This is a genomic window from Pseudoalteromonas sp. GCY (genome assembly GCF_016695175.1).
Classification (GTDB): domain Bacteria; phylum Pseudomonadota; class Gammaproteobacteria; order Enterobacterales; family Alteromonadaceae; genus Pseudoalteromonas.
In genome coordinates, this window is sequence record NZ_CP068023.1 from 1,375,062 (window position 1) to 1,393,544 (window position 18,483).

The 18,483-nt window shown below is 43.0% G+C and carries 18 protein-coding genes; 9 read left to right on the top strand and 9 right to left on the bottom strand.

What is annotated here, in order from left to right:
* Positions 1 to 5: 5 nt before the first annotated feature.
* The 5 genes from JJQ94_RS11215 to JJQ94_RS11235 all read right to left on the bottom strand — a co-directional run bounded on the left by JJQ94_RS11215 (position 6) and on the right by JJQ94_RS11235 (position 4,030).
* Positions 6 to 668, bottom strand: a complete 663-nt coding sequence (locus tag JJQ94_RS11215) for a class I SAM-dependent methyltransferase (RefSeq protein WP_099030258.1) — start codon at positions 666 to 668, stop codon at positions 6 to 8.
* Positions 669 to 675: 7 nt separating this feature from the next.
* On the bottom strand, positions 676 to 1,665 hold the full coding sequence (locus tag JJQ94_RS11220) for a GDP-mannose 4,6-dehydratase (protein WP_099030259.1): 990 nt from the start codon (positions 1,663 to 1,665) through the stop codon (positions 676 to 678).
* Positions 1,658 to 2,269 (bottom strand): SIS domain-containing protein, encoded by a 612-nt coding sequence (locus JJQ94_RS11225; protein ID WP_099030260.1) that lies wholly within the window; start codon positions 2,267 to 2,269, stop codon positions 1,658 to 1,660. Before JJQ94_RS11225 ends, JJQ94_RS11220 begins: the two co-directional genes overlap by 8 nt.
* Positions 2,266 to 3,213, bottom strand: coding sequence for an NAD-dependent epimerase/dehydratase family protein (locus tag JJQ94_RS11230; RefSeq protein WP_099030261.1), 948 nt, complete (start codon positions 3,211 to 3,213; stop codon positions 2,266 to 2,268). The genes JJQ94_RS11225 and JJQ94_RS11230 overlap by 4 nt, the downstream gene beginning before the upstream one ends.
* 82 nt (positions 3,214 to 3,295) lie before the next feature.
* Complete coding sequence (locus tag JJQ94_RS11235) at positions 3,296 to 4,030, bottom strand: cytidylyltransferase domain-containing protein (protein ID WP_099030262.1); 735 nt, start codon at positions 4,028 to 4,030, stop codon at positions 3,296 to 3,298.
* 171 nt (positions 4,031 to 4,201) lie between these two features.
* Here JJQ94_RS11235 and pseI point away from each other — a divergent pair, with 171 nt between their 5' ends.
* Genes pseI through JJQ94_RS11255 form a run of 4 tightly spaced genes read left to right on the top strand, consistent with a single transcriptional unit; the run spans position 4,202 to position 8,556 of the window.
* Complete coding sequence (gene pseI / locus JJQ94_RS11240) at positions 4,202 to 5,242, top strand: pseudaminic acid synthase (RefSeq protein WP_099030263.1); 1,041 nt, start codon at positions 4,202 to 4,204, stop codon at positions 5,240 to 5,242.
* Positions 5,239 to 5,508, top strand: a complete 270-nt coding sequence (locus JJQ94_RS11245; protein ID WP_099030264.1) for a hypothetical protein — start codon at positions 5,239 to 5,241, stop codon at positions 5,506 to 5,508. Before pseI ends, JJQ94_RS11245 begins: the two co-directional genes overlap by 4 nt.
* A complete protein-coding gene (locus JJQ94_RS11250) occupies positions 5,489 to 7,051 on the top strand; it encodes a pseudaminic acid biosynthesis protein PseG (RefSeq protein ID WP_099030265.1) in 1,563 nt (520 codons plus the stop codon). Before JJQ94_RS11245 ends, JJQ94_RS11250 begins: the two co-directional genes overlap by 20 nt.
* Positions 7,048 to 8,556, top strand: coding sequence for a class I adenylate-forming enzyme family protein (locus JJQ94_RS11255; RefSeq protein ID WP_099030266.1), 1,509 nt, complete (start codon positions 7,048 to 7,050; stop codon positions 8,554 to 8,556). Before JJQ94_RS11250 ends, JJQ94_RS11255 begins: the two co-directional genes overlap by 4 nt.
* A 28-nt stretch (positions 8,557 to 8,584) precedes the next feature.
* On the opposite strand, the gene JJQ94_RS11260 is transcribed toward JJQ94_RS11255, so the two are convergent.
* From JJQ94_RS11260 to pseB, 3 genes are read right to left on the bottom strand one after another with little or no spacing between them, the layout of a single operon-like run.
* Complete coding sequence (locus tag JJQ94_RS11260; RefSeq protein ID WP_010369176.1) at positions 8,585 to 9,718, bottom strand: Gfo/Idh/MocA family protein; 1,134 nt, start codon at positions 9,716 to 9,718, stop codon at positions 8,585 to 8,587.
* Positions 9,719 to 9,728: 10 nt separating this feature from the next.
* On the bottom strand, positions 9,729 to 10,910 hold the full coding sequence (gene pseC / locus JJQ94_RS11265) for a UDP-4-amino-4,6-dideoxy-N-acetyl-beta-L-altrosamine transaminase (protein WP_099030267.1): 1,182 nt from the start codon (positions 10,908 to 10,910) through the stop codon (positions 9,729 to 9,731).
* Positions 10,907 to 11,908 carry a UDP-N-acetylglucosamine 4,6-dehydratase (inverting) gene (pseB, locus tag JJQ94_RS11270; RefSeq protein WP_099030268.1) on the bottom strand — a complete coding sequence of 334 codons (1,002 nt, stop codon included), beginning with the start codon at positions 11,906 to 11,908 and terminating at the stop codon, positions 10,907 to 10,909. Before pseB ends, pseC begins: the two co-directional genes overlap by 4 nt.
* Positions 11,909 to 12,131: 223 nt before the next feature.
* Between pseB and JJQ94_RS11275 the strand changes: the two genes are divergently transcribed.
* Both JJQ94_RS11275 and JJQ94_RS11280 read left to right on the top strand, forming a co-directional pair.
* Positions 12,132 to 12,917, top strand: coding sequence for a flagellin N-terminal helical domain-containing protein (locus JJQ94_RS11275; RefSeq protein WP_099030269.1), 786 nt, complete (start codon positions 12,132 to 12,134; stop codon positions 12,915 to 12,917).
* Between the two features lie 147 nt (positions 12,918 to 13,064).
* Complete coding sequence (locus JJQ94_RS11280) at positions 13,065 to 14,504, top strand: sigma-54 dependent transcriptional regulator (protein WP_099030270.1); 1,440 nt, start codon at positions 13,065 to 13,067, stop codon at positions 14,502 to 14,504.
* Between the two features lie 67 nt (positions 14,505 to 14,571).
* On the opposite strand, the gene JJQ94_RS11285 is transcribed toward JJQ94_RS11280, so the two are convergent.
* Positions 14,572 to 15,171 carry a DNA-3-methyladenine glycosylase I gene (locus JJQ94_RS11285; RefSeq protein ID WP_099030271.1) on the bottom strand — a complete coding sequence of 200 codons (600 nt, stop codon included), beginning with the start codon at positions 15,169 to 15,171 and terminating at the stop codon, positions 14,572 to 14,574.
* A gap of 236 nt (positions 15,172 to 15,407) precedes the next feature.
* Between JJQ94_RS11285 and JJQ94_RS11290 the strand changes: the two genes are divergently transcribed.
* The 3 genes from JJQ94_RS11290 (at position 15,408) to fliE (ending at position 18,471) form a co-directional block, all read left to right on the top strand.
* A complete protein-coding gene (locus tag JJQ94_RS11290) occupies positions 15,408 to 16,508 on the top strand; it encodes a sensor histidine kinase (RefSeq protein WP_095728221.1) in 1,101 nt (366 codons plus the stop codon).
* Positions 16,505 to 17,884, top strand: a complete 1,380-nt coding sequence (locus JJQ94_RS11295; RefSeq protein WP_099030272.1) for a sigma-54-dependent transcriptional regulator — start codon at positions 16,505 to 16,507, stop codon at positions 17,882 to 17,884. Before JJQ94_RS11290 ends, JJQ94_RS11295 begins: the two co-directional genes overlap by 4 nt.
* A 254-nt stretch (positions 17,885 to 18,138) precedes the next feature.
* Positions 18,139 to 18,471 (top strand): flagellar hook-basal body complex protein FliE, encoded by a 333-nt coding sequence (gene fliE, locus JJQ94_RS11300; RefSeq protein ID WP_088531022.1) that lies wholly within the window; start codon positions 18,139 to 18,141, stop codon positions 18,469 to 18,471.
* Positions 18,472 to 18,483 lie beyond the last annotated feature (12 nt).

Below are 18,483 nucleotides of genomic sequence, written 5' to 3' on the forward strand. Positions count from 1 at the left end.
TATGCCTATGGAATAAACCAATAAAAATCGCCAGTGTAACCGTTGTCTTTGAAAAATTGTTTCCAATCATCCACGTGCATTATGGTTTTAGCTGTTAATGCCCACTCCATCATGCGCTCTTTTTCTTCTTCGTTGCGGTAGGCATCGACGGTGATAAAAGCTTTTCCTCGACTGACGCGTTCAATTTCGCGTAGCGCCATTGCGCACTCACTTTCCTCAAGGTTGTGGATAGTATTAATAGACATCACAACATCAAAGGAATTATCTTCAAACGGTAAGGATTTAGCGTCACCTAATGTCAGTAAATCTTTGACTTCTTCTTTTGCATGTTCAAGTGCGTACTCTGATACATCCAAGCCACGTAATTTAATTCCAGGTATCAACTGTTGTAAGTCATAAAGCATAAAGCCTTTTGCACAGCCAACATCCAATAGACTAGAAGCTTTTGTGAGGCCAAAGTGAGATTGTAAATCTGGCACTACAGGTTGCCAAAAGCGAGGGAAATAATGAAAGCCACCGTAGCCATAGGTTCTGTCACCATCAAAAAAGTCCTTGCCGTACTGCCTTGCGATCTCTCTGTCGGCATCCGTAATAACTTGTGCTCTACCTTTGGTGTCGCGCTTTGATTTGGGGTAGTTGCTAAGTAAATCTATTTCTTGTCCTAACATGGGGTTCTCACGCCTTATGAATATAGTCATGGGGGAGGGTACTTAAAATGTCTTTGTAGTTTTTCACCCAAGCAATGGTTCGCTCTAATCCGTTTTCAAGCGATATTTGATCTTGCCAAGGGAGCTCTGAGCGAATTTTTTGCGTATCTAAGAGGTAAGCCGCATCTTTGCCAAGTCTATCTTCTGTGACTTCGCAGACCTGCTCAAAGGGAACATGCAACATATCGCAAATTAGCTCAACCAATGCTCTGATTGTGATCATTCTTTCGGTTGATATGTGGTAAATTTCCCCAAGTTTCCCATTATCACCGATAAGCTGTGTCGCGCTAGAAACATCATCAATGTGAATAAATGAGCGAGTAGAGTGGCCACCGCCGTGCAGTGGTAACACTTTACCAAGCAATGCAAACAGTACCGTGCGTGGTATGATCCGATATAACTGTTGACCTTCGCCATACACATTAGCTGCACGTGTAAATACCACAGGAAACTGATAGACATCCGCGAAAGTGTGCAAACTCATATCTGCTGCAGCACGTGAAACCGCATAAGGGGTGCTCGGGTGATAACTCTTATTCTCAGGTACTAAACCTTCGCAGCTACCATACACTTCGGGCGTTGAAATATGAATATAACGGTCTAATGAGTCGAGTTTGTTAAGCTCGTTGTGAAGCTTAATCGTTGAAACCGCATTGGTCATAAACCAATGCTCGGGATATTGCCAACTTTGGCCCACCATGCTTTGTGCCGCAAAGTTGTAGACTTGTTTTATATTGTGCTTTTTTATCAGCTCGATAATCTCATCGAGATGATGGTTTAAGTCTAGCTGGTGAAATACAGGTTGGTTCGGTTGCCAGCGATAGGGCAACAAAGCGTCATTCGGTTCCTCAGAGCGGCTGACAGCGATTACCTGTTGTTCTTGTTTGAGCATGTGCGCGCAGAATGATGCGCCAGAAAATGAATTACTGCCAAGTACTAAAATAGGGGAGCTAGTCATCTTTTAACTCCTGATATAAAGCTTTCATAAGAATATGTCCAATGACAACTTGGGTATCTTCGGAAATTTGCATATCTTGAATATCAAAGTGAAACACCTGATCAAGCAAAGGCTTAGCCTTACCACCATCGAAACCTAATATCCCAACAGTCGTCATACCGAGGTTTTGTGCTTGTTCAATGGCATTGATAATGTTTCCAGAATTTCCGCTGCCAGAGAGTACTAACAAAATGTCGAGATGATTGGCTTTTACCTTCAGCTGATGAGCAAAAATATTGTCGTAACCAATATCATTGCCTAAACAGGTCAATACTGAGCTATTTGCAGCCAATGCTTCTACCTTAAGTGCGTTGCCTTTGGGACTGATACCAAAAGTAAAGTCATTTGCGAGGTGGATAGCATTTGCGGCTGAGCCGCCATTACCACACAAATACAAAGTACCTCCGTTATTTTTCATCTTAATTAAGGTATTGACTAGCTGTCTTACTTTAACCCCGTCAAGGTTGCTCAGTACTTTGTGCAATGTCTCAACGTAGCTTTCAGTTAACGACACTATGGGGTCAATTGATGGTAACGGAGTAATGATACTTTGTTGCTTAGTCATAATACTTCTCGCTGCATCCACTTAAGGTTATAGAAGCGATCTTCATTTTTTAACTGGCCTCTGCGATAGGCGTCGATCAGTTCTTCAATCGCTGTGGCAACATTTTTAGTGGGCTTAAATCCAGTCGCCAACAATTTATCCGAGTTGATGCGGTAACATCTTGGATCGTTCGATGGCGTCACTTCAATGTCGCAATCGACCTGAGCCTTTACCATATTGGCGATGTCCATAATGGAGATGTTTTCAAATCCTGCATTGAACACACCACTGGTTTTTTCGGGATGTTCCAACATATAAATATACAGGTCAGTAATATCATCGATATGGATATTTGGCCGCACCTGTGCGCCACCAAAGACCGTAATCTTGCCATTCTCTAGTGCTTGCATCGTCAACATATTGACGGATACGTCTAGACGCTGACGAGGAGATAAACCACAAACCGTGGCGGGTCGGACAATTTGTACGGTCATGTCATCGGCGTAGCTAAGTAGTACTCTTTCTGCGACCATTTTTGTCTTGTTGTACTCGGAAATAGGTTCTAACGTTAAGTCTTCAGTAACCTGATCTTCGTCTTTCACGCCATAAACACTTCCAGAAGAGGCATAGATAAACTGTTTGATACCAGCACGTTTCGCTTTGTCAGCAAGCTGCATTGTAGCGAGTGCACTGACTTCCCAAGTTAGCTTAGGGTTTAAATCGCCACAAGGATCGTTAGCAATAGAAGCCAGATGAATGATGCTGTCAACAGTAGAGAGGTCTATATTTTCAGTTTGTCTAACATCACCTTTAATTACGGTGAGATTTTCATGTGGAGCCAAGAAATTCCCAAACCATTGGGTGTCCAGCGCGATAACTCGATATCCTTTAGCCAGCAACTTAGGAACAAGCACAGTTCCTTTATAGCCGGTAGCACCAGTAACTAATACGGTTTTTTTATTCATTTTTATCTCAACTATCTATTGTCAATTCGTGCACTTATTCATTTCAGCAAAAATTAAGCCAGAGCTACACGCAGTGGACGAATTAAACGGTTTTTTGTTCTACATGTTTGTTAATATCGGCAAGGTGAGGGAACTTCTTTAATGTCAGTAATAACTCAGCGAAACTAAATATTATTTGACCATGCATTTTTTCATAAATAGCTTTAATTGCAGTGTAATCATCCTGCTCATCAAGCGTTAGTCGGTAATGGCTAAGATCTTCCATAGCACTAATTACATAGTTAGAGTAAGAACTAAACTTTGACATACCTAAAGTGACGTGTTCACGATCTGGCGTTGAAGTTGCCTTTTCATGTGTGGTTTGCAGCAATTTATATGAAAATACCGCAGTATCTAAGCCTCGAGGAAAGCCACTGTGTGGGCCAAGGCTTACAGCATCAAAATCATGATTGAGATACGTACCGATTGCTTCACTCACCAAATCACAATCAATTAGTGGGCAGTCACTCGTCAATCGCACAATTGCAGTATCTTCTTTAGCACCAAACTTTGTAGCTGCAAGGTAGTAGCGGCCAAGTACATCCTCGGTACTACCTTGAAAATAAGCAATGTCTAGAGATTTACAGAGGTCAACGATAGGGGCTTCCGAGCCATCATCGGTGGTAGCAATGATGATGTTATCATGCCATTTTTCTAGTCGCTCAAGCATGACTTGTAGTACCGATTTACCGCAAAGTGGTAGCATCACTTTTCCTGGTAATCGCGTTGAGGTCATTCTCGCTTGAATAATTATTTGAACCTTGTCCATTGGTGCCATAATTCTCATTAAATTTGAGTTCAATATAGCAAAGGATTACACTCAAAGACAAAGACAAACGTCACTAAGCTTAAATAACTGGCTTGATTTTATTCAATATTTACCTAAAACAGTAAATAAAGGCCTTATTTTTGCTTTAAACCTATTCATTTTAATCTTTTTGAGGACAACATGGGTTTCAAAAGTGTGTTGAATATCGCTGGCCACTCTGTCGGACACGATCACCCTTGTTATATTATTGCTGAAATGTCGGCAAACCATGGGCAGTGCTTAATCAAAGCAAAAGAACTAGTGCATGCGGCATATGAATCCGGCGCTGATGCAATAAAATTGCAAACCTATACGGCAGACACCTTAACTATGGACTGCAAGTTGCCGCATTTTGAGGCCACGGGACCTTGGAAAGGTCAGTATCTTCACGATTTATACAAAACAGCTTACATGCCATGGGATTTTCATGCTGAGCTTTTCGAACTAGCCGCTAAACTTGGCTTGACATGTTTCTCATCGCCATTCGATAAAACCGCGGTAGATTTATTGAGTCAGCTGGATGCGCCGGCATATAAAATTGCGTCACCAGAATTAATCGATCATCAGTTGATCCGAGATGTTGCCGCAACAGGTAAGCCAGTAATTATGTCTACCGGAGGCGCGACACTACCAGAAATAGCTGAGGCAGTAAAAGTAGCTGAAGAGGCGGGTGTAACTGAGCTTGGGCTGATGAAATGTACGAGTACCTATCCAGCCCCTGCTGAGACGATAAATTTGCGCACAATTCCACATATGAGAGAAGCGTTTAAGTGCCCTGTAGGGCTATCCGATCATACACTTGGCAATGATGTACCTCTGGCGTCAGTCGCAGTGGGCGCATGCATGATTGAAAAGCACTTTGTGCTCGATAAAAGTGACAACACTGCTGATAGCTTTTTTTCAATGACACCAGATGAATTAAAGGCGCTAGTCCATGGCGTTAGACAGATTGAAAAAGCGATGGGTGAGGTTAATTATCCTACTGAAGCGTCAAAAGCTCGTCGCTGTGTCTACATTATAAAAGATATTAAATCAGGTGAGCGCCTGACTACTGAACATCTGAGGCAGATGCGACCCGGCGGCGGTGAAATCATGCCAAAAGAGCTACCGAGGTTAATAGGTCGGACAGTGAATAGAGATTTGCGCTGTGGTGAGCAGCTAGCATGGAGTGATTTATCGTGAATGCGAACAAAGAAATGCTGACCCAAACTATTCAACAGTTTTTGCTAGAACGAGGCGTATTGGTTGCCGACAATGACATAGATTGTTATAACTTTGTCGCAGAAGGGACACTGGATTCGTTTGAAATATTAACGCTAATCATGCAGTTAGAAAGTGACTACCGTATTGCGGTGCCGCCCGAATTATTAATGGACACAGAAAATGCAAATGTAGGCACTTTGGTAAATTCACTGGTTAAGCTTGTCAATGATCGCGATAAGAGTTGATACCTTATGTGGCCTTGGTCACTTTATGCGTTGTAAGTGGTTAGCGTTAGCGCTTCAAGCGTGTGGCAAAGAGGTGATAGTCCTAGTCGATACAGCCGTTCCCGAGCAGTTATCACGTGAGCTGAAGAGCAGCATAAAAACTATACCTTTTGCACAAACGCAAAAAGAAGATGCTCACAATACCTTGAAGGTACTTTCTGAGATACAAGAGCCGGTTGAAAGCGTTATCGTAGACAGCTACCGTTTTGACTCAGAATGGGAACTAGAAGTTGCGAAGCAGATTTCCTCAATTGTCGTAGTGGACGATTTAGAAAGAGCGCATAGTGCTAAGCTACTTATTGATAGCAAGTGGTGTGGTGACAAAACCAGTGAGCGCTACGCAAGCTTGGACAAAAAGCTTTTAGGCCCTGATTTTGCCATGTTGTCACCGGCATATCAACACTGCACACATCAAGAGCGTAAGCTAAATCGTGTGATGTTTTCTCTTGGCGGTGGCGGGGATTGGCATAGTGTTTCTGACTGGATAGCCTTGTTGCTAAATATAGCACCAGAAATTGAAATTGACGTTATCTTAGGGCCAATGGCTGAGAGAGTAGAGGCGTTAACTCTGCTTGCGAATACAACTTCTAGATTGCAGCTAATTCGGCAACCGACTTCTCTTGTGCCTTATTATCAAAGTTGTAGCCTATTTGTCGGAGCACTTGGTACTTCGCTTTATGAGCTGGCCGCAACCAATACGCCAGCATTGACATTTTCGATTGCACCAAATCAAGACAATCAACAAAGTGCGCTTGATGATTTAGGTCATTATTTTCATGTTCCAGAGCTCTTGACGCGAAAGGCCAGTGAGGTTGTCGCGTTAATTTTGACGTTAGTGAAACAGTCTACGCGAATAATAAAAGCGCGAGAGACTGCACCGATTAAGGTAGATGGCCGAGGGGCAATTCGAGTCGCAGAGTTGGTTTTAGCGAATGACATTAGATCTTCTGTGACACAAAAAACTTTGCATAGCCAAGAGGAAAATGTATGCCAGCTAACCGCACAGGTGCAGATCCGTCAAGTCAACGACTCAGACGTAAATAGATACCTTGCAGCGAGGAACTTACCAGATAACACTTGGCGTATGACGATTACTTCTGGTATTGACGTGCTGGGGCATTATCAGTGGTGGTTTGCTAACAGTAGAGAGTCATTTGTGATGGAGTCTAACGGCAAACCGTTACTATACGTTTGGCATCAAACTCATAACATTGAAGGGCAAGAATATCTGGTTGGTGGGTGGTTTGCAGCCTCTGATGAGGTGAACTTTGCCCACGCACAAATGGTTTTGGAGTGGCAACTCTGTGAAACCGCAGCTAAATATCCTGAAGCCATTTGGCTTGCGGTAATAAACAAAGAAAATAAGTTTGTGAATCTGCTTAACCAGCGTGCGGGCTTCGTGTCCATCGAACATGATGAAAAGAAAATGCGCGCAACGCAACAGTTGTTTCCAAACGCATCGCTCTGCGAGTTTAATTATGTTGGTAAAGAGGTAAATACATGACAAAGAGTATTTACGAGTTATTCGAAGAAAATGTTAAACAGACTCCCAAGAAAGCGGCGGTTGTCTATCTAGAGCAGCAAGTGAGCTATGAGGAGCTGAATCGACAGGTATTAAAGTTAAGTGCACACTTTGTACGGTCGGGCCTTACCCCAGGTCAACGAGTGGGTGTATTTGCGCCTAATGGCATCGAATTTGTCGTAACACTACTCGCTATTGCTAAGCTGGGAATCGCAGCTGTGCCATTACCAATTAGCCTCAAAGGTAATGCATTAATAACAGCGTTGAAGAAAACGCCGGTTGCCATGGTCGTGGCATGGCCGACGATAAGTAAAGTATTACTCGATGCCAATTTGATAGAGCCTAGTAACTTGGTGACTCTTGGTAAAGCCGTGAGTGAAGAGCTAAGTTGGGAAGCGGTTCAATCCTGTGAAAAATTAGATGACTTGCAACATGATGTTGATCTTGATGCGCCGTTTATTTTGACGATGACCTCAGGCTCCACTGGGCAGCCGAAACCAATTGTGTTAAGCCAAGCATGTAAAATAAACCGCGCCATAGATGCGACTATCCATTATTACGGTTTGACCAAACAAGATGTGATCCTGGTAGCAACACCAATGTATCACTCTTTAGCACAAAGAGGGGTGCTAATGCCGTTAATGCTTGGCGCTACAACCGTTGTCATGCCCAAGTTTAATCTTTCACAATGGCTAAATGCGATTGAACAGTATAAGGTAAGCTTTTTGTTTGCCGTAGCTGCTCAACTAGAAAGTTTGGTTGCAAAAGGTACATCTAGTGCAGATTTAAGTTCTTTGAAATGTATCGTTTCATCATCTGCTGTGCTTGAGGATACGACCAAAAAGCGTTTATTAGGGATGCTAAGCTGTCGCTTTCATGAGTGTTACGGCGCTTCAGAAGTGGGAGTGGTCACTGATTTTGCGGTTTCAGAAAATCCTGAGCAAAGTGGCAGTGTGGGCAAAGCACTGCCATTTGTCTCATTGAAAATTGCGGATGATCAAGGGTGTGAAGTCGCAGCTGGCCAAGTAGGAGAGATATGCTGTAATACTTCTACCATTTTTGGTGGTTACCTAAAAATGCCAGATCAAACTCGGGCGGCTTTTTATGTGGGAGATTTCTTTAAAACTGGAGACCTAGGTTATGTGGATGAGCAAGGATATCTCTACTACGTCGGCCGTAAAAAAGAGGTGATTTCTAGCGGTGGGATAAATGTATTCCCTCAAGATATAGAGACAGTTGTCAAATCAGTCGAAGGCGTAGAAGATTGCGTTGCGTTTGGGATAAAAGACGCGCAATTGGGCGAAATTGTGAAAGTGGTAATAGAGCAAAGCCAAGACACCGACTTAATTCCTGTAATTAGAAAAGCGTGCTTGCAAGAGCTAACTGACTATCAACAGCCTAGATTTATAGAAAGAGTAGTAGCTTTACCGAGAAACCAGATGGGAAAAGTGCTTCGCAACGACGTTAAGACACAATTTAGTCAATAGAATGAATAACCTAAGCAGGCGAAGTAAACTACTTCACCTGCTGCCATGTACCACTTTCAGCAGAGCGCTTTGCGGCTTCAAATAAAGCCAAACCTTGCTTGGCTTGCTCAAATCCAAAAACGTACTCTGAACGACTGGGTTGGTTACTTAAGTGTAATTGGAGTGCTCCCGCAATATCGCTATATAAATTGGCAAAGGCCTCGACAAAACCGGTGGGGTGGCCAGGTTTCATCCGATTATATCGAAATTGATTCGCATACTGGCATTGGCCTGCTCTATCTAACACTTCCCGACGCCCATCATTATAGTTGAGTTCTAATTCATCAGGATTTAACTGAAACCAGCGAGCACTTCCTTTTGTGCCATACACGCGTACGGACAGACCATTTCTATGACCAATTGCTGTTTTAGACATCCACATTGAGCCAACGATACCATTTGGGTATTTCAAGAGCATATTAACGTCATCAACTAATCCTTTGAACTCTGAGTGATTAGCAAATTGCGCGCAGGTGGCTTCAGGCTCGACTTCTAATAGATAGCTAGATAAATGGTGAAGGTGCACACCTAAATCGAGACAGATAGTGGGGACGTCGTAATCTTTTAAACGCCATGATTGAGGTTGGCTAGGCTTACCTGCGATATCTGGTGGGCGTTTAAAGCCTTCTTGGGGCATTTCAAGATGAATTTTTTGTATTTCTCCAAGCGCACCATTAGAAATGATATGCTTGAGCTCCCTCACCATAGCATAACCACTGTAGTTGAAAGTTACTGCAAGAAAGTGTTTTTTGGGATCGTAACAAGCTTCAATTTCCTTCGCCTCAGCCAATCCACAAGTCAATGACTTTTCACTAATCACGGCTAAGTCTCTTGCCAATAAGGCCTTTAACACCTCAGTGTGATGAGGGGTTGGTGTTAAAATAACAAAAGCGTCTACCGCGTTTTGCTCTGCTAAAATTAACTCCTTCCAGCAGTTATAGGTACGCTCAGTACTTATATTCCATTGCTCAGCCGTGTGCTGATTGACCTTAGCGTCTCGACTAAATGCACCCGCGACGACCTGAAACTTATTATCTAAATGTGCTGCTGAAAAGTGTACATAGCCGACCGCAGAGTTATTACCTCCGCCAATAAAAGCCAGTTGCAATGGTCTATTATTCATAATCTTTCCTTTAGCTTTCATCACTGCTGGTACACTCAAGATAAAGCGCTTCAGTCGTGCTAACGATGTACTCTTGTTGGGTTAAAGTGAGGGTTGGATACAAAGGTAAAGTGATTGCACTGTAGTAGTAGGATTCAGCTTCAGCGCAATAGCCAGCCTTAAAGCCTAAATTCTGATAATAGGGCTGCAGGTATATTGGAATATAATGAACATGCGCAAAAACGCCTTTATTCCGAAGCGCGCTGACCATAAAGTTATGCTGATCAGGCGTACAACTTTCGAGTCGAATAACATATAAGTGATAGGCAGAAATTGAGCTTTCAGAGCGCGCGAGAGGTGTGATCCCAATACTATCTGCAAATAGCGTATCGTACGTGTTAGCAAGGTTATTTCGCTGCTTAACAAATGCATCGACCTTAGTAAGCTGTGCTATCCCTAAACTCGCATGTAAATCCGTCATACGGTAGTTAAAGCCTAAATCTTGCTGTTGGTAGTACCAGACCCCATGGCTGGGTTCATTAAACTCATCTGGATTTCCAGTAATACCATGACTGCGAAGCTTAGCCATCGTATTTGCCAGCGTTGGGTCGTTTGTCAGCGCAGCACCACCCTCAGCCGAGGTAATTATTTTTACCGGATGAAAGCTAAAAACGCAGATATCAGAGTACTCACAACAACCCACCTTTTTATCATGATAGGAACCCCCAATAGCATGTGACGCGTCTTCAATTACTTTAAAACCATACTGCACGGTTAATTGATGGATTGCCTTCATATCGCATGATTGCCCTGCAAAATGCACCGGTATAACTACTTTGGGGAGTTGGTTTTGTTGCTTTGCTAGTGCTAGCTTATCACTGAGTGCTTGAATGCTCATATTACCGGTACTGACTTCAATATCGACAAAATCGACACTTGCTCCGCAATAGAGTGCGCAATTAGATGAAGCAACAAATGAATTTGGTGAGGTCCAAACAATATCACCGTCGCCAACCCCAAGCGCAAGGCAGGCAATATGAAGTGCGGATGTTGCACTGTTTACCGCAACAGCGTAAGTTGCTCCGGTATAACTGCAAAGTTTTTGCTCAAACTCTGGCACTTTAGGGCCTTGTGTTAACCAGTCAGACTGCAGTACTTCGATAACTGCGTCAATATCCGCTTGGTCTATTGATTGCTTTCCGTATGGGATCATAATATTGCTTGTAGGTTAAACGCTTTTATCTCTTCCACGCTCATATAAACCGGGTTAGTCAGAGAGTTATATTCAAACCCAGGTTGCACTGCTTTTCCTTGCTCACCAAGCGCATTAAGGTCAAAAGCGTTACTTCTGCTACTAAACTTGATCCCCGGAGCAATAACAAAATGATCAGAAAATTCAAAGGTATCAAAACTTAAATCCTGAGGACACATTACTTCGTGAAGCTTTTCACCAGGGCGTATCCCGATAATTTTTTGAGGTACATTGGGCGCCATTGCAGTTGCTAGGTCAACAATGCGAATCGATGGAATTTTTGGCACAAAGATTTCGCCGCCAAGCATACGCTCAAAATTCTTAAGTACGAAGTCAACGCCTTGCTGAAGACTAATCCAAAAGCGAGTCATATCTGCATGAGTAATAGGAATATGACCTTTCCCCTCATCAATAAACTTTTGGAATACCGGGACCACCGAACCTCTTGAGCAAACCACATTGCCATACCTAACAACAGAGAATCGAGTTTTATGTCCGCCAGCCATATTATTTGCGGCGACAAAAAGTTTATCTGACGCTAATTTTGTAGCGCCATACAAGTTGATTGGATTAGCTGCTTTATCGGTAGAAAGTGCGATTACCTTTTCGACGTCATTATCTAAAGCAGCTTCAATCACATTTTCGGCACCATTGATATTGGTTTTGATACACTCCATAGGATTGTATTCAGCTGCAGGCACCTGTTTTAACGCCGCTGCATGAATAACATAGTCAACCCCTTGCATTGCTCGGCGCAACCTGTCTTTGTCTCGTACATCGCCGATGAAGTAGCGCATACAACGTTGATTAAACTCTTGTTGCATTTCGAACTGTTTTAGCTCGTCGCGCGAAAATATGATGATTTTCTTTGGCTTATAACGATCTAACAATGTTTTGACATATTTTTTGCCAAAAGAGCCTGTGCCGCCGGTTATTAATATGGTTTTATTATCAAACATAGGGTGTCCACCTACAGGTGCAATCAAAACTTTACAGTATCGGGTATCGAAACTGCTTTAGATATCTTATCGATACGATAAATTAGCTACTACTCAATACTTTATATCACTTCTATACGTTTTGCAGTATTTATGCCAGCCATTGCAGGAAATTTAACTACTATGGTGACTTTTTGCTCACAATAACGTAGATTTAACCTAATGATAGTGAATGGGGATAAATATGAAAATCCAATCACAAAGTACTGCTTTTTTTAATCGTACCGAGCAGACCACCAACAAGCTCAACCAGCAGTTGGCTTCAGGTAAGAAAGTTAATTCTGCAGCAGACGATGCTGCGGCCTTGCAGATCATTAACCGTTTGACGTCTCAGCAGGACGGCTACAGTCAATCCATTCGTAACGCATATGATGGTATCTCGTATTCGCAAACCGCCGACTCGGCATTATCTGGTGTGAATGATGCAGTTTCCCGGATTAGAGAATTATCGATTCAAGCCGGTAATGGGGCGTTGACAGATAGTGATCGTCAAGCATTGCAAGAAGAAGTATCGCAGCTGCAAACGCAAATCAGCGAAACGTTTGAAAATACCACGTTTGGCGGTGCACAAATTTTTGACGGTGAGTCTCGTAGTTTTCAGGTAGGACCCGACGCTAATACGACTCAGTCGTTACAGCAGACTGATGGTGGTTTCGCCAGCGCAATATTGAGTGTGGACATTTCGACGCAAGCGGGTGCACAAGCTGCCATTGATGCGGCAGATACAGTCTCTGAAGATTTAAACAGCCAACGTGCTGAGCTTGGTGCATTTGAAAATGCGGTATCTAGTACTATTCGCTCTGCGAGTAACCAACGTGAGAACATTGCAGCGAGCCAAAGTCGAATTCAAGACACCGATTACGCGCAAGCGGTGAGCGATCAAGTTGCCAACGATATTTTGTCGCAAGCGTCTATTGCTTTGCGTGGTCAAGCTAATCAGTCTGCATCATCGGTACTAGGTTTGTTATAAATTACTACTAAAGTATTGATATAGAACAGCTCTAGTGGCGATTTTTTGGCGTTAATGTCAAAAAGTTGCCACTTAGGTATTGCATCCCCCTTAATCTCTCTTACAATCTAACTATCAAAGAATTTTAAGTAGATTGGTTCTCAAGCAATGGTCTTGATCTTAGATAACAACAACAAAAGAGCGATCGGATTAGGTGCGGCACTTAGTTTTGTCGGTCAAGCAAATGAAGTGCTGGCTGAAGAGTGTTATGAGCCCAAGCTCCTTGATAACAATCAAGAACCAATTTTTGTGTTAGGCGCTTTGCAAAGCTTAACACACGAAGCGTTGATTAAATCTCATCCCGCCGTCCCGTTTTTATTAATAGGTGAAACGCTCAGGCCGCTACTTGCGTTACCGAATGTGATAGGGCTCATCACCGAACCCTTTGGGCAAGAAGTCACGATGCAATTGCTACATGACTGCCAGCAATACTTACGTATGCTTCCAAACAAAGAGAATAAGCTACAAAATAAGAGCTTTGATGGTCTAGTTGGGGAAACTGAAGCGGTTAAAAATGTTCGCTTCTTAATTTCTCAAGTGGCTAAAACCGACGCCAATGTACTTATTTTGGGTGAATCGGGAACCGGTAAGGAAGTGGTTGCTCGTAACGTACACTTATTGTCTAAACGTGCGCAGGGACCATTTGTGCCAGTTAACTGTGGCGCTATCCCTGGTGAGCTGTTAGAAAGCGAGCTTTTTGGTCATGAAAAAGGCGCGTTTACTGGCGCGATTTCAGCCAGAAAAGGGCGCTTTGAACTTGCGCAAGGAGGTACGCTTTTTCTCGATGAAATCGGTGATATGCCACTGCAAATGCAGGTGAAATTGTTACGAGTTTTGCAAGAACGTACCTATGAACGAGTAGGGGGCACAAAGCCTATTCAGGCGGATGTTCGTGTGATTGCAGCGACCCACCGTAATCTTGAAACCATGATTGAAGACGGCAAGTTTCGCGAAGACTTATTTTATAGACTCAATGTATTCCCCATTGAAAACCCTTCTCTAAACGAGCGTGCGGAAGATATTGCGCTACTGCTAAAAGAGCTAACACGTAGAGTACACGAACAAACAGGGAATTCGGTTAAGTTTACGGATAGAGCTGTAGATAGCTTAAAGTCGCACACTTGGCCTGGGAATATTCGAGAGCTTGCAAACCTTGTGGAACGTATGGTGATCATGTTCCCAGACAAGGTTGTCGATGTGACGGATTTACCACAAAAATACCGCTATATAGAAGTTGAAGCGTTTGAGCCTGAATATCCAGAAGAACTACTAGAAAAAGATGCGTTCAACGAATTGTTTAGCGATGGCTTTAGTGACGATGAAGAGGACATGATAGCGGAAGAGTTTGTGCCGCAAGCATCGAATGTTGGCTTACTGCCAGACGAGGGGATAGAGTTAAAAGAATATTTAGCAGAGCTTGAAATTGATTTGATCACTCAAGCTTTAGAGCGCTACGATTATGTGGTTGCTCGAGCTGCAGAAATATTGGGCGTTCGCCGTACAACATTAGTTGAGAAGATGAAAAAGTATAATCTCAATCGTGACTGATAGTTCATCAATTACTACCGAATCAACTCATCAAGGCCGCTTAATACGCGGCCTTGTACTTTATTGTTTAAAGTTGAGTAAAATCCAAGTCTTGATAACTGGCAATAATGGTTTGTTTGCAAAAACAGTTATCGGCATGGTCGTTAACCATGCCGCATGCTTGCATATGTGCATACACGGTCGTTGAGCCTAAAAACTTAAACCCACGTTTTTTTAAGTCCTTGGCAAATTTGTCGCTGAGTTCACTGGTGGCGACGGCATCGTGTTTGTCACGCATGGGGTTGATAATTGGCTTGTAATTAACAAATTGCCACTGGTATTTTGCAAAGCTGCCAAACTCTTGCTGAATTTCAATAAATCGCTTAGCGTTATTTATCGTTGCTGCGATTTTTGCGCGGTTTCTGATAATTCCGTCAAATGCTAATAGCCGCTCGACATCTTGCTCTGTCATCTGGCTCACTTTGTGTACATCAAAATCGTGGAATGCGTTTCTATAGCCTTCACGTTTTTTCAAAACGGTATACCAGCTTAAGCCAGCTTGCGCAGATTCCAATGTGATAAACTCAAACAAGCTCTGGTCATCCAGTACAGGCCTTCCCCATTCATTATCATGGTATTCAACATAATCGGGTTTGCTCTCGTCCACCCAGCCGCATCGTATTGTCATTGTTGGCTCTCTTCTATCTAATTGTGAATATCAATAAGCTAAATGATTTACTACGCCAACTACTCATTGCGGCATCACATTTGGCTTTCAAAAACTCTAGCATAATGCTGTATATAAAAACAGTGTCAATAAATTGATATTGTTAAGCATTGCATAACTCTATGTTTTAAATGAAATATAAAGTTGGATCGTTTTTTGCTTTTATCCATTGAGTTTATTTTTAAGAGAGCGGAAAAATGGCATTAGCACATGTTATTAATCCACAATTTGTACCAACGACGAATCGCTACAATCCCTGTTTGCTGCAAGAAGCCTACGTCGGTGAATTAAGCGACCTTAGGCAGCAGGCGAGTTGGTTAAGCCATCTTGTTGATACTATGCCTGCAGGTGTCGTGGTACTTGATGGTCAAGGTATGATTGCCAAGGCAAATCAAATCGCGATGGATATGTTGGGTGAACCACTCGAAGGTGAAAAGTGGTTTAGCGTTATTCAGCGTTCATTTCGACCACAGCAGGACGATGGTCATGAAGTCTCTCTTAAAGATGGCAGAAGAATTAAGTTAGATATTACCGCGCTAACACCGGAACCTGGGCAACTCATTTTGATGACAGATCTTACCGAGACGCGCCGGCTCCAAAGTCGTGTTGCGCATATGCAAAGATTAAGTGCGTTAGGAAAAATGGTTGCTTCACTGGCGCACCAAGTGCGTACACCGTTATCGGCTGCGATGTTATATGGTGCAAATCTCGGTGCAGCTAACCTTCCTTCGGCTTCTCGAGAAAAGTTTCACGATAAGTTGATGTCCCGGCTAAAAGACTTAGAAAGCCAAGTTAATGACATGCTGTTGTTCGCTAAAAGCGGTGAACAACAAGTGGTTGAGCGAGTGTCAATGCAACAGTTATTGAGTGAAGTCAAAGCGGGTGCTGACGCTATGGTTGAGCTTAACCAAGCAAAGTTGGAAGCATTTTTACCTGAGCCAGATATCGAAATATTAGGTAATCGCACTGCGCTTGCAAGTGCGATCCAAAACCTGATCCACAACAGTATTCAAATAATTGGCAGTGCGGCACACATTGAACTAAATGCAGAGCGCGAGCCGTGTGGCGAGTATGTACGTATCTCAGTTGTTGATAATGGTCCTGGCATTGATGAAACCTTAGTAGACAAGTTGTTTGAACCATTTTTTACAACTAAGTCGCAGGGGACTGGGCTAGGACTTGCGGTGGTTAATTCGGTCGCTAACGCGCACAAAGGGTTTGCGCAGGCAGACAATGTTGAAGGTAAGGGCGCGCGTTTTAGCTTGGTACTACCACTAATTGAGGCGGAGGAACTATGAGTAACAGAGTTTTAGTTGTTGAAGATGATGCTGGTTTAAGAGAAGCACTCATCGATACATTGCAGCTTTCAAATATCGAGTGCGTAGAAGCAAGTTGTGCGGAACAAGCCGTTTTATTGCTAAAGCAGGAAACCTTTTCTTTGGTGGTGAGTGATGTGCAAATGGGTGCCATGAGTGGGCTTGACTTGTTAAAGACCATTAAACTCAACTATCCCGAATTACCGGTATTGATGATGACAGCATACGCGACCATTGATGATGCGGTTGAAGCGATGAGATTGGGTGCCATCGATTATATGGCTAAGCCGTTTGCGCCTGAAGTATTGCTCAATATGGTTGGACGTTATCTACCTGAGAAGGAAAAAGAGACAGATGGCCCCATTGTTGCCGATCCCAAGAGTATTAAACTACTTGAACTGGCTGCAAAAGTAGCGAGGTCGGATGCCAGCGTGATGGTACTTGGACCAAGCGGTTCAGGTAAAGAAGTGTTGGCTCGCTATATTCACGATAAATCCGACAGAGCAGACGAGCCCTTTATCGCAATTAACTGCGCTGCAATCCCAGAAAATATGCTCGAAGCGACTCTATTTGGTTACGAAAAGGGGGCGTTTACAGGTGCCATTCAGGCGTGTCCTGGAAAATTTGAGCAAGCACAAAAGGGAACGATTTTGCTTGATGAGATCACAGAGATGGATTTGGGATTACAAGCAAAATTACTTCGCGTGTTACAAGAGCGCGAGGTAGAGCGTCTAGGCAGTAGAAAAACCATTTCACTGGACGTCAGAGTGCTAGCAACCAGTAACCGCGATTTAAAAGAAGCGGTGGATGATGGCGTATTTAGAGAAGATTTATATTATCGCCTCAATGTTTTCCCGCTAGAGTGGTTGCCACTGAAAGACAGAGCGGGTGATATCGCGGTGTTAGCTGAGCATTTGTTGGTAAGGCATACGCAAAAAGCAGGCAAGCCAACACCTATATTAAGCAGTGACGCAAAGCGTAAGCTTAGTTCGCACAGTTGGCCTGGAAACGTAAGAGAGCTAGACAACGTTATTCAACGTGCCCTGATTTTGTTCCAAGGTAATGAAATTCAAGAAGATGATATTTTTATCGAAAACTTCTCGCCTATGGCTTTGATTGAGTCAGCACCACTTGTAAATCATGAAGCATCAGCTTTATTGGAGCGCTCGCAAGGTGATGATGAGATCATTAACTATAAAGATGAGTTACAGGATAAAGAACACCAAATTATTTTAGATACGTTGGCAAAGTTTAATGGTAAACGTAAAGAGGTAGCGGAGGTATTGGGTATGAGTCCTCGCACACTTCGCTATAAGCTGGCAAAAATGCGAGATTTAGGGATTGCACTACCTGCTTAACCTAAGTTACCTGAGCTTAAAAACAATGAGTTAGCTCATTCCTTATCCAAACCTCAGGTTAAGTTTTATCTGTTAATTCAAATTTAATTAGGTGCTTAAAGGTCTGCAGATCTTAGGCACCTTACTTTCACTTCTATTGCTGCCAATTTTTCGTCATGCTAAAAACCTTCCAACACACTGAAAATTAACGATTTTAAGTTGGCACGTTTTCTGCTTTATTACAGGTAACTAAGAGTTATTTTGAGTAAAGCATCATGAAAGTACAATCATCAGCGCTATTTCAAGAAATGCAGGCAATGGCTGCAGAAGCGACGAGAAACACACAGCCATCAGTGCAGCCGGTTAAGACGGCAGCATCTTCGTCGGCTCAGTTTGGCGATTTACTCTCAGACGCAATTAATACAGTTCATGGCTTACAACAAGAAGCGAAACAAAAAGTCACCGCAGTTGAAATGGGTGACAGAAGCGTTTCTCTTGCAGAAGCCATGATAGCGAAACAAAAATCGTCGGTCGCTTTTGAGGCAACAGTGCAAGTTCGTAATAAACTTGTTGAGGCCTATAAAGAAATCATGAGCATGCCAGTTTAATTGAGTGACTGT

Coding starts and splice junctions, on each gene's coding strand:
- JJQ94_RS11295 (WP_099030272.1), top strand. CDS start 16,505: ATGAGTAACAGAGTTTTAGTTGTTGAAGATGATGCTGGTTTAAGAGAA.
- JJQ94_RS11255 (WP_099030266.1), top strand. CDS start 7,048: ATGACAAAGAGTATTTACGAGTTATTCGAAGAAAATGTTAAACAGACT.
- JJQ94_RS11220 (WP_099030259.1), bottom strand. CDS start 1,665: ATGACTAGCTCCCCTATTTTAGTACTTGGCAGTAATTCATTTTCTGGC.
- JJQ94_RS11280 (WP_099030270.1), top strand. CDS start 13,065: ATGGTCTTGATCTTAGATAACAACAACAAAAGAGCGATCGGATTAGGT.
- JJQ94_RS11215 (WP_099030258.1), bottom strand. CDS start 668: ATGTTAGGACAAGAAATAGATTTACTTAGCAACTACCCCAAATCAAAG.
- JJQ94_RS11260 (WP_010369176.1), bottom strand. CDS start 9,718: ATGAATAATAGACCATTGCAACTGGCTTTTATTGGCGGAGGTAATAAC.
- pseB (WP_099030268.1), bottom strand. CDS start 11,908: ATGTTTGATAATAAAACCATATTAATAACCGGCGGCACAGGCTCTTTT.
- JJQ94_RS11235 (WP_099030262.1), bottom strand. CDS start 4,030: ATGGCACCAATGGACAAGGTTCAAATAATTATTCAAGCGAGAATGACC.
- pseC (WP_099030267.1), bottom strand. CDS start 10,910: ATGATCCCATACGGAAAGCAATCAATAGACCAAGCGGATATTGACGCA.
- JJQ94_RS11290 (WP_095728221.1), top strand. CDS start 15,408: ATGGCATTAGCACATGTTATTAATCCACAATTTGTACCAACGACGAAT.
- pseI (WP_099030263.1), top strand. CDS start 4,202: ATGGGTTTCAAAAGTGTGTTGAATATCGCTGGCCACTCTGTCGGACAC.
- fliE (WP_088531022.1), top strand. CDS start 18,139: ATGAAAGTACAATCATCAGCGCTATTTCAAGAAATGCAGGCAATGGCT.
- JJQ94_RS11225 (WP_099030260.1), bottom strand. CDS start 2,269: ATGACTAAGCAACAAAGTATCATTACTCCGTTACCATCAATTGACCCC.
- JJQ94_RS11285 (WP_099030271.1), bottom strand. CDS start 15,171: ATGACAATACGATGCGGCTGGGTGGACGAGAGCAAACCCGATTATGTT.
- JJQ94_RS11230 (WP_099030261.1), bottom strand. CDS start 3,213: ATGAATAAAAAAACCGTATTAGTTACTGGTGCTACCGGCTATAAAGGA.
- JJQ94_RS11275 (WP_099030269.1), top strand. CDS start 12,132: ATGAAAATCCAATCACAAAGTACTGCTTTTTTTAATCGTACCGAGCAG.
- JJQ94_RS11250 (WP_099030265.1), top strand. CDS start 5,489: ATGATCGCGATAAGAGTTGATACCTTATGTGGCCTTGGTCACTTTATG.